The sequence below is a fragment of the Novosphingobium sp. FG137 genome (assembly GCF_057809735.1).
Window position 1 is genome coordinate 659,494 of sequence record NZ_JBMDKN010000001.1, and the last position, 15,938, is coordinate 675,431.

Annotated in this window: 15 protein-coding genes; 7 read left to right on the top strand and 8 right to left on the bottom strand. The window is 64.1% G+C overall.

The window, feature by feature from the left end:
* Positions 1-64 precede the first annotated feature (64 nt).
* Genes ACODS2_RS02995 through ACODS2_RS03015 form a run of 5 tightly spaced genes read left to right on the top strand, consistent with a single transcriptional unit; the run spans position 65 to position 5,584 of the window.
* Positions 65-1,162, top strand: a complete 1,098-nt coding sequence (locus tag ACODS2_RS02995) for a CaiB/BaiF CoA transferase family protein (protein ID WP_298174262.1) — start codon at positions 65-67, stop codon at positions 1,160-1,162.
* Positions 1,159-2,754, top strand: coding sequence for a flavin-containing monooxygenase (locus tag ACODS2_RS03000; RefSeq protein ID WP_298174261.1), 1,596 nt, complete (start codon positions 1,159-1,161; stop codon positions 2,752-2,754). Before ACODS2_RS02995 ends, ACODS2_RS03000 begins: the two co-directional genes overlap by 4 nt.
* Position 2,755: 1 nt before the next feature.
* Positions 2,756-3,676, top strand: a complete 921-nt coding sequence (locus ACODS2_RS03005; protein WP_488997512.1) for an alpha/beta hydrolase — start codon at positions 2,756-2,758, stop codon at positions 3,674-3,676.
* The gene (locus tag ACODS2_RS03010) at positions 3,655-4,971 is read left to right on the top strand and encodes a flavin-containing monooxygenase (RefSeq protein WP_488997513.1); all 1,317 of its coding nucleotides are present in this window, start codon (positions 3,655-3,657) and stop codon (positions 4,969-4,971) included. The genes ACODS2_RS03005 and ACODS2_RS03010 overlap by 22 nt, the downstream gene beginning before the upstream one ends.
* A 1-nt stretch (position 4,972) precedes the next feature.
* The gene (locus tag ACODS2_RS03015; RefSeq protein ID WP_488997514.1) at positions 4,973-5,584 is read left to right on the top strand and encodes a TetR-type transcription factor C-terminal domain-containing protein; all 612 of its coding nucleotides are present in this window, start codon (positions 4,973-4,975) and stop codon (positions 5,582-5,584) included.
* A gap of 25 nt (positions 5,585-5,609) precedes the next feature.
* Here ACODS2_RS03015 and ACODS2_RS03020 read toward each other — a convergent pair whose 3' ends face one another.
* Genes ACODS2_RS03020 through ACODS2_RS03050 form a run of 7 tightly spaced genes read right to left on the bottom strand, consistent with a single transcriptional unit; the run spans position 5,610 to position 13,573 of the window.
* Positions 5,610-6,818, bottom strand: coding sequence for an acetyl-CoA hydrolase/transferase C-terminal domain-containing protein (locus tag ACODS2_RS03020; protein ID WP_488997515.1), 1,209 nt, complete (start codon positions 6,816-6,818; stop codon positions 5,610-5,612).
* 16 nt (positions 6,819-6,834) lie between these two features.
* Positions 6,835-7,962: an Rv3169 family protein gene (locus tag ACODS2_RS03025; protein WP_488997516.1), complete on the bottom strand. Its 1,128-nt coding sequence runs from the start codon at positions 7,960-7,962 to the stop codon at positions 6,835-6,837.
* A gap of 4 nt (positions 7,963-7,966) precedes the next feature.
* Positions 7,967-8,422: a hypothetical protein gene (locus ACODS2_RS03030; protein WP_488997517.1), complete on the bottom strand. Its 456-nt coding sequence runs from the start codon at positions 8,420-8,422 to the stop codon at positions 7,967-7,969.
* Positions 8,419-9,444 (bottom strand): phosphotransferase family protein, encoded by a 1,026-nt coding sequence (locus ACODS2_RS03035; protein ID WP_298165171.1) that lies wholly within the window; start codon positions 9,442-9,444, stop codon positions 8,419-8,421. Before ACODS2_RS03035 ends, ACODS2_RS03030 begins: the two co-directional genes overlap by 4 nt.
* 5 nt (positions 9,445-9,449) lie before the next feature.
* Complete coding sequence (locus ACODS2_RS03040; protein WP_298165169.1) at positions 9,450-10,331, bottom strand: cyclase family protein; 882 nt, start codon at positions 10,329-10,331, stop codon at positions 9,450-9,452.
* Positions 10,321-11,946 (bottom strand): class I adenylate-forming enzyme family protein, encoded by a 1,626-nt coding sequence (locus tag ACODS2_RS03045; protein ID WP_488997518.1) that lies wholly within the window; start codon positions 11,944-11,946, stop codon positions 10,321-10,323. Before ACODS2_RS03045 ends, ACODS2_RS03040 begins: the two co-directional genes overlap by 11 nt.
* A gap of 1 nt (position 11,947) precedes the next feature.
* Positions 11,948-13,573 (bottom strand): flavin-containing monooxygenase, encoded by a 1,626-nt coding sequence (locus ACODS2_RS03050; protein ID WP_298165165.1) that lies wholly within the window; start codon positions 13,571-13,573, stop codon positions 11,948-11,950.
* Between the two features lie 140 nt (positions 13,574-13,713).
* On the opposite strand from ACODS2_RS03050, the gene ACODS2_RS03055 reads away from it, so the two are divergent.
* On the top strand, positions 13,714-14,484 hold the full coding sequence (locus tag ACODS2_RS03055) for an SDR family NAD(P)-dependent oxidoreductase (protein ID WP_298165163.1): 771 nt from the start codon (positions 13,714-13,716) through the stop codon (positions 14,482-14,484).
* A 10-nt stretch (positions 14,485-14,494) separates the two neighbouring features.
* Positions 14,495-15,160, top strand: a complete 666-nt coding sequence (locus ACODS2_RS03060; RefSeq protein WP_488997519.1) for a glutathione S-transferase family protein — start codon at positions 14,495-14,497, stop codon at positions 15,158-15,160.
* Position 15,161: 1 nt separating this feature from the next.
* Here the strand turns inward: ACODS2_RS03060 and ACODS2_RS03065 are convergent, their stop codons facing one another.
* Positions 15,162-15,938 (bottom strand): cyclase family protein, encoded by a 777-nt coding sequence (locus ACODS2_RS03065; protein WP_298165160.1) that lies wholly within the window; start codon positions 15,936-15,938, stop codon positions 15,162-15,164.

Here is a 15,938-nt window from a genome sequence, read left to right on the forward strand (position 1 = left end):
CCCGTTGGTATGGTTTCTATCCAGTCAGAATGTTTTAAAAGAAGCGGGGGCTGATCCCGCTGGGGTGAGCGCTTTGGGCGATGTCGGTTCCTTCCTGTCGGGCGTGAAAGTTCTCGACCTCTCGCAGTACATTTCGGGGCCGGTCACGAGCCAGATCTTGGCCGACATGGGCGCCGAGGTGATAAAGATCGAGCCCCCCGCCGGAGATGGGATGCGCGATCTGGGGCCGCGGGACGCGGATGGAGAGCCGGTGTTCTACGCCAGCCTGAATGCGGGTAAATCGCTGCGACGGCTCGATCTCAAATCCGCTGATGGGCGCAGTGCGATGGAAGGCCTGCTGGTCGATGCCGATGTGCTGATCGAAGGGTTCCGGCCCGGTGTCATGGCGCGGCTCGGGTTTGGCTACGCGGCGCTGGCAGCACGCAATCCGGCGCTGATCTATTGCTCGATCAGCGGTTATGGCACCGATGGTCCGCTGGCCAACGCGGCCGGCCATGATGGCAACTATCTGGCGGAAAGCGGCATTCTGGACCGCAACGGCCGCGATGCTCCGGTGTTCTTCGACCCGCCGATCGCGGATATGGCGGGCGCGCTCTATGCGGCGATTGCCATTCTCGGCGCGCTCAATGCCCGGCAGCGGACGGGCGAGGGGGCGCATATCGAGCTTGGCCTTGCCGACACCCTGATGCCGCTGCAATCGATGCAGGTAGCCGAATGGGGCGCGAACGGCACCGTGCCGAAACGTGGCTCGACGTATCTCAACGGGGCTGCGGCTTACTACAACCTCTACCGGACCGCCGACGGACGGCATGTCATGCTGGGGCCGGTCGAGCCCCGGTTCTGGCAGAACTTCTGCGCGGCGGCAGAACGGCCCGACTGGGTAGAGCGGCAGAACGACTCGCTGCCCCAAACGGGTCTGATCGCAGAAATCACCGCGTTCTTTGCCGGGCGAAACCTGGCTGAGATTGCGGCGCAGTTCGCCGATGCGGATTGCTGCCTCTCACCCGTGCTCGATCTGAGCGAAGCGCTCTCTTCCGAGCAGGTGCGCGCACGCGGCCTTGTCCAGTGTGCCGATGGTGCCTTGCAGACCCTGTTTCCCGCCACCTTCAATGGCCAGCGCCCCGCGCTGCGCGCGCCGCTATGCGTGGAACCGGGCCTATGACACGTCAACTGGACGTTGTTGTCGTGGGGGCGGGGTTTGCTGGCCTCTACGCGCTGCACAAGCTGCGGGCTCAAGGCCTTGCCGTCCAAGCGTTCGAGGCCGCTGACGATGTTGGCGGGGTATGGCACTGGAACCGGTATCCCGGTGCGCGCTGCGACGTGGAAAGCCTGCAATACAGCTACTCCTTCGATGATGCGCTTCAACAAGAATGGGTCTGGTCGGAGCGCTATGCGCAACAAGGCGAGATTCTGGCCTACCTGCATCATGTGGCTGACCGGTTCGAACTGCGGCCGCTGATTTCCTTTGGTACAAGGGTTACATCGGCGCATTTCGATGCGGCGCTGGACCGCTGGCATGTGACAACCGATCGTGGCGATGCGGTCACTGCGCGCTTCTGCATCATGGCCAGCGGATCGCTGTCGGCCTCGCGCTTGCCCGATATCCCCGGGATCGAAACGTTCGCCGGGCAGATCTTGCACACCGGAGCCTGGCCGCATCACGGCGCGGACTTTGCGGGCAAGTCTGTTGCAGTCATCGGCACGGGCTCGTCGGGCGTGCAGGCCATTCCGCAAATCGCCCGTTCGGCCGAGCGGCTGGTGGTCCTGCAGCGCACGCCCAATTTCGTGGTGCCCGCGCGCAACCAGCCGCTGAGTGATGAGAAGCAGACGGCCTGGAAGGGGGCTTATGCTGATTACCGCGCGCAGGCGCGGCAAGTTGGCACCCTTTACGATTTTAGCCAGACCCCTGCGCTTTCGGTCAGCGCCGATGCGCGCGAGGCGGAGTATCGCCGCCGGTGGGAACTGGGCGGGGTCAACTTCGTCCACGCGTTCAGCGATATCATGACCGATCTGGCCGCCAACCAGACAGCCGCCGATTTCGTCCATGCCCGCATCCGTGAACTGGTCGATGATCCCGAGACAGCTGAGAAGCTCTGCCCACGCGGCTATCCGCTGGGGGCGAAACGGATTTGCGTCGGCTCTGACTACTACGAGACCTACAACCGCCCGAACGTGTCGCTCGTTGATCTGCAGCTCGACCCGATCACGATGATCGATGCGCATTCGATCCACACTAGCGAAGCCGTTTTGCCGGTCGACGTGATCGTCTGTGCGACAGGCTACGACGCGCTGACCGGTGCGCTGGCACAGATCGATATCCGCGGGCGTAGCGGTGCGGCGCTGAGCGCCAAATGGGCTGATGGGCCGCGCAACTACCTCGGGCTGATGACTGCGGACTTCCCCAATATGTTCGTCGTAACCGGCCCGGGCAGCCCCTCGGTGCTCGTCAACATGGTGGTGGGTATCGAGCAGCACATCGACTGGATCGCCGGGTGCATCCATCACTTGGCGCAAACCGGTGCCACGCGGATCGAGCCTGAACCCGAAGCGGAAGACGCCTGGGTCCAGCAGGTCAACGATGCGGCGGAATCGACGCTCTTCGTGCAGGCGAACTCCTGGTATCTCGGAGCCAATATTCCGGGAAAACCACGTGTTTTCATGCCCTTTGTTGGCGGTATCGGCCGCTACCGGGCGATTTGCGACGCGGTCGCGGCCAGCGGATACGCCGGCTTTCAGATAGCGAATGGAGACTGACATGGCCTTGCATCCCCAGCTTCAGGCAATCGTCGATGCCTCTGCCGGCCTGCCGCCGATGGAAAGCGTCGCACCCGCCGTGCTGCGCGCCAATTACGAGGCGCTGATCGCCAAGGCGCCGCGCCCGGATGTGGCGCATGTGGAAGACCGGATGATCCCCGGCCCGCGCGGCGAGATTCGTGTGCGCATCTATCGGCCCGACATGGATGAAGGCCACGCCGTTATCACCTACTTCCATGGCAGCGCCTTCGTGATCTGCAGTATCGACACGCATGATGTGCTGTGCCGCCATCTGTGCCTGCAATCGGGCGCGGTCGTGGTCTCGGTCGACTATGGCCTAGCGCCCGAAGCCCCGTTCCCTGCCGGACCCGACGACAGCTTCGCTGCCACCCAGTGGGTAGCTGCAAATGCCGCCAGCTTCGGCGGTAATCCGGCGCGACTGGTCGTGGCAGGCGACAGCGCGGGCGCGACGATGGCGATCGTGACGGCATTGCGCGCGCGCGATGCGGGCGGCCCCGCGATTGTCGCACAGTTTCTGATCTACCCGGTCACCGACTATCCCGACACTCTGCCCGCCTCGTACATCGAGCGGGGCGAAGACTGCGGGCTTACCGCCAAGGCCATGCGCTGGGGCTGGGATCTCTATATCACCAACCCGGACGACCGGGGGCATCCGCATGCCTCGCCGTTGCGCGTACCCGACCTCAGCGATCTGCCGCCCGCTTATGTCATCACCGCCGAATACGATCTCCTGCGCGATGAAGGCAAAGCCTTTGCGGATCGGCTGATTGCTGCGGGGGTGGACACCACGCTGGTGCACTATGACGACATGAACCACGGCTTCATGGGCATGGCCGGCTCGCTGACCCGCGCGGACGAAGCCATGGCAGCAGCGGGCGAATGGCTGAAGACGCTGGCATGAGCCGCCATTTCGCCATTGTCGGTGCGGGCGCGGGCGGGCTCTGTGCCGCGCGCTATCTGACTGGGCAGGGCATCGAGGTGACCCTGTTTGAAGCCGGATCGCAGGTCGGCGGACTTTGGGTCTACAACAACGACAGCGGGATGAGCCCGGCCTACAGGTCGCTACACATCAATTCCGAAGCGAAAGTCAGCAACCTCGCCGACTTTCCGTTTCCGGACGATGCCCCGCTCTACCCCGATCATGCGGAGATGAGTCGCTACTTCGCGCGCTATGCCGATCATTTCGATCTGACGCGCCGCATCCGCTTCAAGGCGCGCGTAAAGCAGATCACGCCGGTCGGCGGCAGCTTCCGCATCGAACTGGAGGACGGGACCGCCGAGACTTTCGACGGTGTGGTCGTCGCCAGCGGGCACCAGAGCGTGCCGCGCCACCCCCCGCAGATCGAGGGCTATACCGGGCACTATGTGCATGCCCATGCCTACCGGGTGCCCGATCCCTATGCCGACAAGCGTGTGCTGGTGATTGGTCCGGGCAATAGCGGTGTCGATATTGCCGCCGATATCTGCACGGTGACCGAGCATACGGTGCTTTCCGCCCGTTCGCCGGTGCTGATCATGCCGCGCATGATGTTTGGCGTGCCCAATTCCCGCACTTTGCTGAAGCTTGAGCGGCCCTTCCTGCCCTGGCAGTTGCGGGTGTGGATCCGGACCACGCTGACGCGGATGTTCCATGGCCGGATGGAGCAGTGGGGCTTTCGCACACCCAAAACGCGCACGCACCCGATCAGCCATCCCACGCTGATCTCCCAGATTGCATGGGGCCGGATCACGGTGAAGCCGGGGATCAAGGCAGTAAACGGCACAACGGTCCAGTTCAGCGATGGCAGCGAAGACAGGTTCGACGCGATCATTGCTGCGACCGGCTACACCACCGCCATCCCGTTCCTGCCTGCGGCGATCTCGCCGGTCGAGGACGCGACGACTCACGTCGTGCTTTATAACCGCGTGGCGCATCCCAGCGTGCCGGGGCTGTTCTTCATCGGCTACTTCGATGTGACCGGCGGCAGCAATATCCGGATGATGGACGATCAGGCCGCCTATATCGCCGCCATGGCGTCCGGTGCGATCCGGCGGCCAAGCGAGAGCGCCATGCTCGCCGCGATCGAGACCGAGCGCGCCTGGGCGCAAAGCCAGTTCCCCGATAGCCCGCGCTATGGGCTGGAACTCGATCCGCGCCGCTATCGGGGGCGGCTGGCTCTGGACTATGCCGCCAATGGCGTTAAGCGACCGGTCTGAGATGGCTGAATTCGCGACGATCCGGGATGAAGTGACAGCGCTGAAGCGCGAGCGCACGGTCGAGGCGGCGGCACAGCTGTTTTACGATCGCGGTTACGAGAAGACCACGCTCGAAGCCGTCGCCGAGACCATGGGCGTCACCAAGCCGTTCATCTACAACCATTTCAAATCAAAGGCCGAACTGCTCGCCGATATCTGCACGCGCGGGGTTAGCGCTTCACTGGTGGCGATGGAGGCCGCACTCGCGGCCGAAGTCTCTCCTACCGATAAGCTCAGGATGCTCTCGCGCGGTTTCCTGACGGCGGTGCTCGGCAACCAGCGCTACATCGCCATCCTCACGCGTGAGGAAAAGAGCCTTGAGCCTGCCGATTTCGAGCGGCTCAGTGTGCTCCGGCGCGATTTTGACCGGAAACTGGTCGCACTGCTGCAAGCAGGGGTGGATGCGGGCGAATTTCATCTGAACGATCCCTATGTCGCGGCGCTGTCGATCGGCGGGCTCGTGAGCTGGGCCTATGTCTGGTACCGCCCCGATGGCCGCCTTTCGCTGGAAGCTCTCGCGGATGAGGTTTCGAGCCTGATCCTGGCCATGGCGGGTGTGCCAGTGGGGCAGTAGAGACCCGCCTAAAGGACCAGCCCGCTTAAAGAACCAGACCGTCGCGCAGGCGCGGATCGGCGATGGCTGCGATACGGCTGCGGCGTTCGTCGAAATCGGTAGCGCGGATATCGGCCGCGCCGTTTTCTGTGACGATCACGTCCACATCGCTCTGTGCGGAGGTAACGTACGCGCTGGCAATGCGGGAAACGATGCGGCTCACGTCACCGCTCTCGTTGACCGAGGGCAGGGCGAGGATCGCGAGGCCACCGGCCGAACGCCGCGCCGCGCGAAAATAGTCCGGCTGGCCGCTGGAAGCCCCGACATAGCGGTCCCCCAGAAACTCGGCATTGACCTGACCGCGCAAGTCCACCTCGATGCCGGAATTGATGGCCATGAAGGGTGAACCGCGGATGGGGACAACGAGTTGCTCTGGCAAGGCGAAACCAAGTCGATCGCTTCGGCCCAGCCAATCGTAAAGCGCGCCGCTACCCAGAGCCAGCGAGGCGAGGCATGCATCGGGGGAGGCTGTATCGATCGCCCCTGCATCCACCAGCGCGGGGAACCAGTCGCCGACCATGCCCGAGCGGATCTTGAGGCCACGCCGGTCCTGCAGCGCATGCGCGATCGCGTTGGAAAGCTTACCGATGCCGATCTGAAGGGTCGCACCGTCAGGCACCAGCTTTGCCACTTCGCGAGCCACGTGGGTCTGCACCTCGCCAGGCGGCTCGGGCGGAGCTTCCGGGAGTGGCGTATTGCTCTCGCGCGCGATGACGATCTGGCTGCGATGCAGGCGGCAGGGGCTGCGGGTGATCGGAACGCGCGCATTGACCTCTGCCACCACGACCCGCGCCAAATGTGCCGCTTCCCAGACATAATCGGCGGCAAAGCCAAGGCTGTGATAGCCATCGGCATCGGCAGGGGAGACCTGCAGCAGCACCACATCCGCCGGCAAGGTTCGCGCGGCGAGCGCGGCGCTCAATTGCGACATGGCAAAAGGGATGACCTTGGCCCGGCCATGGCGGGTGAGCGCCCCCATCGAACCGAGCCCGCAATAGGTGGTGATCCGCAGCGCGTCCGGCACCGCCCCCTTCCACGCTGGATTGAGCGAAAAACCGCAGAACGCCGTCAGGCTATCAATCTGCGCTGCCGCTGCAAACAAGTCTTCCACTAGCCCGACCGGCTCGCTTGTTGCCTGGCCCACGACCACGCGGTCGCCCGGGCGCAGCACATCGGCAAGCACGGATTCGGACAAGCGGGCCTCCTGTGATCTAGCTGGAAGCAGACTGGACTTGCAAATGCGCGGGCAGCTGTCCGGCGATGGTCAGTGTCATGCTGCCCGTGCCCGTGCTGGCTTCCCCGTTCAGGCTTGCCTTGATGGAGACAGGCTGGATGCGGTGCCAGTGGACCTTCTCTGTGCCATCGGGGTAAATCACCTTGGCGGGGTGCGACACATCCCACACATCGGTTTCAAGGCAGGTCTCACCACGCCATGCGCCGAGCCCGCGCCCGTCGTTGAAGCCGCCGCTATAGCCAAGGCCCTGCATTGCGATTGAGGCGCCTTGCGCATCTAGCTCCAGCCGCAGTTCGCCAGCGCCCTCCAGCTGGGCGACCACGACGGCGCGGCGGAAGCGGCGGGTCCCTTCGTGGAGATCCACTGCGAGCGCGATATGGGTCACATCGTGCGCCGTTTCGGTTTCGCGCAATGTAATCACGCCGGTGGTGTAGGGCGTATCATCGCCGCGTCCGGAGAACAGCAGGCTGCCGCTCATTGCAGTGGTGGAGAAGAACAGGAAGGACATGACATGGCCCTTCTCGGAAAGTGGCAGCTTGGGGCCCGTGACCGGTTCAGGCACGCCCATGCCGCGCCGTACGCCCCACGAGTGATCGCGGCACGACCACCATTTGTCGATCTCGATGCGCCGACCTTCGACTTCGAGATAGCCGCTGGCGACGCCGATCTGGTCGAAGCGGCGATAATCCTCGACTGTGCGGCTTTGCAAGCGGGTGTAGTGGGGATGCTCCTCGTGCGCGGGCTCCACACCGTCCCAGCGGATGCGGCCGTGAAGCACGCCTTCGCTGGGCTCGATCACGATATCGAGCGTCTGCAGCGCCTCTATGGGCGTGATGCGGATCGGGCCGCAGACGGTCTCCACGCTCCCGTTGAGCGAGCGCGAGACACGCAGGTTGTACTGCTTGCCATCGACGATCATCACCGCCCCGGCATCGAGCACGTTCATGTTGCGATAGGCACCCATCGTGATCTGGATCGCGACGCGCCCGTCGCCCGAATAGATCGCGAACCAGTAGCGATCAAAGAACCGGGGGTCGCTGGTCCAGACGTGGTCGAATGTGGTCGGCAACTGGTGCCACAGCGTATCGTCAAGCGCGGTAAGCATGGGGTTATGATCTCGTTGAAGAAGGAGTGGCGGTCGGCACGTAGCGCATGGGTACGCGTGAGGCGCGGGCGATCATGTGATCCTGAATGGCGCGGTGCAGATCAGGCGACAGGTCCGGGCTGCAGGCGGCTTCGGCAAGCAGGGCGCGCAGCTGGTCGTTACGCGCAGTCTGCGCGGCGCTGTCGAGCATATCATGTTCAGCGGTTTCCAGCGCGGCGTCTATGTTGGCGGCGAGCCCGGACGGCAATGCGCTGCGCATGTCTTGCAGCAGGCTCAGTGTCGCCGCGTTGTCCCAGCGCAGGAAGCCCGGCACGGCGGGCAGCGCCTCGGTCACCATGCGTAAGTTCGCGATGAGGTTGTCGAGTATCGTGCGCGCAAAGGGTTCTGCGACAGCGGGCGCGACCACGGTTTCCAGAATGCGGCAGGTGCCTAGCAGCTGCTCCTCGACTGAAGGCCTCATGCCGCGCGCTCCATCATCTGCAACATGGGCCGGAAGAGCCACGAAGGGGTCTGGAACACGCGGTTGTACCGGCCCGAGACGAACTCGTTCACCGCGGTCAGTTGGATCACCGCGAGCTTCCAGCACGAAAACACGTTCCACCATGTGAGAGCGGTGTCGTCCACGGCGCGGCTGGTCAGGCGGGTGAAGGCCTCGACGATGTGCGCGCGTTCCCAGTGACCGGGGATCTGGTGCTCGCGTCGCCGCACGGGATTGGTGATCCAGCCGAGGTCTTCGAGCGGATCGCCCAAATGCGCGGTTTCCCAATCGAGCTTGGCGGTGATTCGCGTGCTCTCGATCAGCGCGTTGCCCGGTTTGAAATCGCCATGGACGAGCACGATTTCGTGCGCTTGCGGGGCCGTGCGGCGCATCCACGCCAGCACATAGTCGAGCTCCGGATGGGCTTCGAGCTGGACGCGGCGATATTCCGCCTCCCACTCGCCTAGCGCGATCTGGGACGGCGAGCCTGCAGGCACGCCGAGGCTGGAACCGAGGCCGCGCGCCTGCCAGTCGATGGCCTGAATATCGGTCAGCAGCCGCAGGAAGGTGTGGGCGAGTTCCAGCCGCTCTTCCAGTGGCCGCGCGCCATTCAGCACCATGTAGTCGCAGTGGCCTGAAACACGCTCCATGATGAGCGAAGGTGCGCCGAGGAACTGTCCGTCAGGGTCCATCCAGAACACCGCCGGTGCCACCACCGCGCTGCCTTCGAGCGCCCTCAACACATCGAACTCGCGGCGGCGCTCGGTCTTGAGCAGGGTGCCGCTGGCATCGCGCATCAGCATGAGGCGGTGCATGTGGGAGCCGCAGTCATCGTTCCAGGTCGCGTCGAAAGACCAGTTCTCGCGGCTGAGGCCGCCCGCCGAGCGGGTGAGCCCGGTGAATTGGATATCGCGCGCCGAAGGGATCGCATGGCGCACCAGTTGCGCCAGCCCATCGGCCACCAGCCGTGCCGTAGTGTCCGTCTCGTGAGCGTCCGTCGCCATAGGGATCAATAGATCGCCAGCGGGGTGATCGGGCTGCCGGTACCGCCGACGATAGGCAGCGGCGCGGCTACGAACAGGAACTCCGGCACGCCAAGCGCGGCGAAGTCCTGCAACACAAGCCCCTCCAGCAGCGGGATGCCGTAGTCGCGGATCAGGCGCTGGTGAACAGGGAAGGTCGTGCCTGCGGGAAAGGGCATTGCCTCGATCGCATAGTTGTCGGCGCCAACGAGCGCGACGCTGGCTTCGGCCAGCCAGAGCGCGGCCTCGACGTCGATGCCCGGTTCCTCGTTGAAATCGACGGTGTGCGCCGCTTTGCCCGCCTGGTTTTCCTGCCATCCGGTGCGGATGAGCACAGCATCACCGCTAGCGGGTTCCACGCCGGCGCGGCTGGCAGCGACCCTCAACTCCTCCACCCCGATCGAATAACCAAAGGGTAGGGGCGCATCATGCAGCGCGGCCACATCGAGCAGCAGCCCGCGCGTGACGATGGGCGGCAGCTTCTCCACGCCGCATTTCTTTGCGCCATGGGTGCTGTTGGTCCCTGAACCGGGGTGCCCGTTGTAGAGCTGGTCCTCGGTCCACACGTGGCACAGCGCATCAATGTGCGTGCCGATGTGGAGCGGCATGACCACGCTGTCGTCGGCAAACTGGAAGCCGTTGGCGACACGCGCGCCGGCTGCATAGTCCCCGCCGTCGCGGTCCATGAAATGGAGGAGGCCCGTGCGGTTGCTGGGCACCGGAGTTTTCTTAGACAGCGGCTGCGCGAGGCTGACGACCCGGCCCTGCCGGACAAGGCCCGTAGCCGCGAGCACTTCGCGCGTGCCGACGAGATTGAGCGCACCGATCTCGTCACTTTCGCCCCAGCGGCCCCAAGCATCACGCGACATGGGTTCTATCCTTTGCGGTGAGGGCTGCGGCTTCCGCCTTGAGCGGCTGGCGCTGGAGTTTGCCTGTGGACGTGGCGGGAAGATCGTTGCGGAACACGATCCGGTCGGGCACTTTGTAGGTCGAGGAAAGCCCGCGGGCGTGCGCGATGAGTTCGGCTTCGGTTGCGGGCTGGGCCGCGACCACGAAAGCCACGATGATCTCACCGCGCGCGGGATCGGGCGCGCCGACCACCGCGGCTTGCGCCACCGCCGTGTGTTGCAGCAACACGTCCTCGACTTCGGCGGGCGAGACATTGATCCCGGCGCGCTTGATCATTTCCGTGGCGCGGCCAAGGAAGATCAGGTCTCCGGTATCGGTTAGCTGGCCCAGGTCGCCAGTGCGATACCAGCCGTCTGCGGTGAAGGCGGCAACGTTGTGCGCGATGCTTTGCCCGCCGTAGCCCGACATCAGATAACCGGTCACCTCGATGAGGCCAGGCTGGCCGGTATCCGCTTCCACGCCGGTTTCGGCGTCGATGAATCGCAAGCTGACCCCGGGGAGCGGCGGGCCCTGGCAAGCCGCGCGGCGTTCCAGCGGCCAATCCCACGGCGTGACGCAGCAATTGCCGCAGGTCTCGCTCGAACCGTAGATGTTGCAGATATGCGCTGCGCCCAGCTGCGTTGCCGCCGCGATCACATCTTGCGGGCTGCCGATGGTGAGCCCGGTTCTGAGGCTGGCGGTGCGGGCTGTGGCAAAATCAGGGTGTGCAACGAGGGCGGCGGTCATTGTCGGCAGAGTGTAGATCGCGGTGCAGCGGTGCTGCTCGATCAGCGCGAGCGCTTCGCCCGGTTCAAACCGCTCTTGCAGAATGATCGCAGCGCCGTGGCTCATGGCGGCAGGAAGCGCGTTGGCCGAGCCATAGGCCCAGAACAACGGTGCCGAGACAAACACCCGGTCATCGCGCCCGAGGCCCATCCGTTCGCCGATGTTGAAACCATTCTCGATCACTGCGCCATGGGCGAGGCGGACAGCCTTGGGCTTGCTGGTTGAGCCTGAGGTGTAGAGAATCAGCGCGTCATCCGCCGGGTTCGGCCCCTCGCCGGGCGCAGCATCGGGGGCGGCATCGGGGGCGGCGGCGCAGAAAGCTTCATAGGTGCGCCAGCCCGGGCCCGGTGCATTTGGGGCAACCGCAATCAGTTGGCGGAGATGGGGCAGGCCCGCGCTGGCCCATTTGTTGTGCTCGAAAGCTTCCGGCACCAGCGTTTGCAGCGCAGCGAAGAAGTCTTCCTTGCCCGACGACGGCATGGCGAACAGCGCCGAAATGTGAGCGTCGCCCAGAATGAATGCAAGCTCGGCGGGCTTGGACCACGTGCTGATTGGCACGACGACAGCGCCCGCCGCGCTCGCACCCAAAAAAATCTCGAGCCATTCGATCCGGTTCGACAGAAGCACGCCGATCCGTTCGCCGCGCTGGACGCCCGCGGCCCTGAGCGCGTTCGTGATCAGGCGGGCACGCTGCGCCAGCCCAGCGTAGGTGACCGGCACGTCGCCATCAATGACCGCGCACCGTTCCGGCTCAGTCGCTGCGAGCGCGCGCAGCAGTTCGGGGAAGGTTCGGCTGATCGGCGGTTGCATGTCAGTATCCGCTCCCTATCACAAAGCCGCGATAGCCATCGGCCGCGATTTCGTTGCAGATGCCGGTATAGACTCCAAGCCCGCCGACATAGGGCAGCATCACGCGCGGCTTTCCGGGGATGTTCGCGCCCATGTACCAGCTGTTCGCCTGCACATGCAGCGTCGCCTCGGCCACCTCGCGCACGTGGTTCACCCAATCCTCTTCGGCCTTGGGTTCGGCCTCGATCACGGTGACATCGCGGTTTGCCATATCAGCGAGGCAATCGCCGACCCAGTCGACATGTTGCTCGATCGCCATGACGACATTGGTCAGGATCGAGGGGCTGCCCGGGCCGGTGATCGTGAAGAGGTTGGGGAAGCCCGCGACCATCAGGCCGAGATAGGTCTTCGGGCCGTCTTGCCATTTTTCGGCAAGTGAGACGCCGCCGCGCCCGCGAATGTCGATGCGGGTGAGCGCGCCGGTCACCGCGTCATACCCAGTGGCAAAGACGATACAGTCCACCGCGTAGTGGCCGCCGGAGGTTTCGATACCGGTCGGCGTAATTTGGGTGATCGGGGTTTCGCGTGCATCGACCAGCGTGACACTCTCGCGGTTGAAGGTCGCGTAGTAGTCTGTGTCGACACAAATGCGTTTGGTGCCGATGGCATGGTCGGTGGGCGTGAGCCTGGCCGCGACGGCCGGGTCTTTGACGATTTCCCGGATCTTGCCGCGTACATAGTCCGCCGCGAGATCGTTGGCTGCCTTGTCCTTGAACAGGTCGTTGAAGGCATGGGTGAAATTTGCGCCGCCACGGGCCCAGCGCGCGTCGAATTCGCGCTGGCGCTCTTCGTCGCTCACCTCGAATGCGCCGCGCTGGCTGTACTCATAGAGTGCGCCGGATTTGGTGGCCTTGGCCTTCGCCCTAAGCTGCGCTGCATCGCGCTTCCACGCGTCCTGCACATCATCCTGGAGCGGGTGGTTCCAAGCCGGGATGCTGAAGTTGGGGGTGCGCTGGAAGACGACAAGGTGGTCAGCCGCTTGCGCAATCATTGGCGTGACCTGGATGCCCGATGAGCCGGTGCCGATCACGGCCACGGTCTGGCCCGCGAAATCGACCGGCTCGTGCGGCCAGTGACCGGTGTGATACCAAGTGCCGGCAAAGTCATCGAGGCCCGCAAAGTCAGGCTTGCGCGGCGCTGAGAGCGCGCCAGATGCCATGATGCAGAACCGCGCAGTGACGGCCTCGCCGGTTTCGGTTTCGATGCGCCAGAGGTTCTGGGGCTCGTCGTAGTGCGCTGCAGCAACACGTGTGTTGAAGCGGATGTCGCGGCGCAGATCGAACCGGTCGGCCACATGCTCGATATAGCGCAGGATCTCGGCCTGTGCGGGGTAGCGCTCGGTCCAGACCCATTCGCGCTGCAGCGCCTCGTCGAACGAATAGGAGTATTCGAGGCTGTACACATCGCAGCGCGCGCCGGGGTAGCGGTTCCAGAACCACGTGCCGCCAACGCCGCTGCCTGCCTCGAATGCGAGCACCGACAGGCCGAGGCTGCGCAGCTTGTGGATCATGTAGAGCCCGGCAAAGCCCGCACCCACGACGACAGCATCGTAGTCTGTCTTGATCGGGACGCTGACAGGCTCGGACATCGACGGAAATCCCCTCAATCATTTGGTCTGGCACTTGTCGAGCCGCATTTTTGCGCTCGACACGAGCTCGAATCAACACATATGTTGAAACATAGAAAACCCGCTGGGTTTAATCAATACCCACTGGTAAGGTGTCGGCTATGGATGATCTGACAAACAAGGTTGCGCTGGTGACCGGCGCGGGTGCGGGCATCGGCCGGGCCGTTGCGCTGCGGCTTGCGATGGGCGGTGCCGATGTGGGCCTGTTCGATCTGAATGCTGCGGGAGCCAGCGCGACGGCGGAGGCGATCAACGCGCTTGGCCGGCGGGCAGTGGTAGCATCTGGCAATGTTGCGAGCCGCGTTGAGGTGGTTCGCGGAGTCGAGGCAATCATCAGTGAACTGGGCCAGATCGACGTTCTGGTGAACAACGCCGGAGTCCTGCGCACGGCTGCTTTCCTTGACGTGACGGAGGAGGATTGGCGGCGCATATTCGCGATCAATCTCGACGGCGTGTTTCATTTTTCGCAGGCGGTGCTGCCCGCCATGGTGGCGCGCAAGAGCGGGGCTATCGTCAATGTCTCTTCGTGGACCGGCAAGAAGGGCGTGCCTAACCACGCTGCCTATGGCGCTACCAAAGCGGCGATCATCAACCTGACGCAGAGCCTTGCAGGCGAATTCGGCAGTTCGGGCATTCGCATCAACGCAGTGTGCCCGGGCATCATCGTCGATACCGAAATGCGCGCAGAGGCAGAGGAAATGAACCGCGCGCAGGGCCTGCCCGATGTGGCCACGCGGGTTCAGGCGATTCCGCTGCGCCGCGCCGGAAAGCCTGATGAAATTGCCGAACTCGTCGCCTTTCTGGCTTCGGACCGAGCCGCCTACATGACCGGACAGGCGATCAACGTCACCGGTGGACACTGGATGAACTGAGGAGCCCAAGATGATCCTGATCAGCGCCACACCGAGCCCGTTTGCGCGCAAGGTGCGCATCGCCCTCATGGAGAAGGGCGTGCCCTTCACCTTGCAGAACGAGATACCTTGGCACGCCGATACCCAGACGTCGCGCTACAACCCGCTGGAGCAGCTGCCGGTCCTGATCCCCGACGAAGCGGACCCTGTGTTCGAATCCTCACACATCATGGACTGGATCGAGTGGCGCTATCCCACGCCGCCGATGCTCCCCGATGCGCCCGAGGCGGCGCTGGAGGCCAAGCAGGTGCAGGTGATCGCCGAAGGGGTGCTCGATGCAACCGTGCTGCTGTTCTGGGAAATGCAGCGGCCCCAGCCGAGCGCTGAATGGGCGCAGCGGCAGCTGCGCAAGGTCAAGGGCGGGCTGACTGAACTCAACCGCCGTGTGGGGACACGCGAGTATGTGGTCGGCGACCGCTTCGGGCTGGCGGACATCGCGGTAATCGCGCTGCTCGGCAATCAGGACATCGTGATCGAGACGGGCATGATCCCGCTTTGGCAGGCCTATGCGCCGGATATGGCGCCATGGCACGACCTCTACCCCAACCTAGCGCGGTTCGAGGCGTTCCACCGCGATCGGCCATCGGTGCGCGCAACGGCGCCGGTAATGTTCGCCCTCACGGAAAAGATTGTCTGACCTAATCCTCGAAGATCGCCACCGCGCGGGTCCACCCCGCTGAAGCCGCGCGGATCTTCATTGGGAAGCACGCGATGGTGAAGCCGGTGGCGGGCAGAACTTCCAGATTGTGCAGCTTTTCGAGGTGGCAGTAGCCGATATCGCGGCCCGCCTTGTGGCCTTCCCAGATCAGGGCGGCATTGCCTGTCGCCTCATAGGCCTCACGCGTGTGGACGAAAGGCGCGTCCCAGCTCCAGCCATCGGTGCCGGTCAGCCGCACGCCTCGCTCTAGCAGGTACATCGTGGCGTCGTAGCCCATGCCGCAACCGGCTGTGACGTAGTCATCCTGCCCATACCGCTTGCCCGCCGCTGTGTTGACGACGACGATTTCGAGCGGCGAGAGTGTGTGGCCGATGCGCGCCAGTTCTGCCTCGACATCAGCTGCAGTGACGACATAGCCATCCGGCAGGGCGGTGAAATCGAGCTTCACGCCGGGCTGAAAGCACCAGTCGAGCGGCACTTCGTCGATCGTGATAGCGCGCTCGCCCCGATTCATCGTCGAGGCGAAGTGGTAGGGCGCATCGAGATGCGTACCGTTGTGCGTGATGAGCTCGATCTTCTCGATCGCCCATGCCTCGCCATCGGGCAGGTCACCGGGCTTCAGTCCGGGGAAGAAGCCGATCAGATCGGGGACCGAAGTCTTGTGGTCTATGTAGCTGATCTTCGGCTGATACGGCGGCGGATCGGAGATCACATCGTTCTCGAGATAGATCGACAAGTCCACAATCGTGCGCGCCAT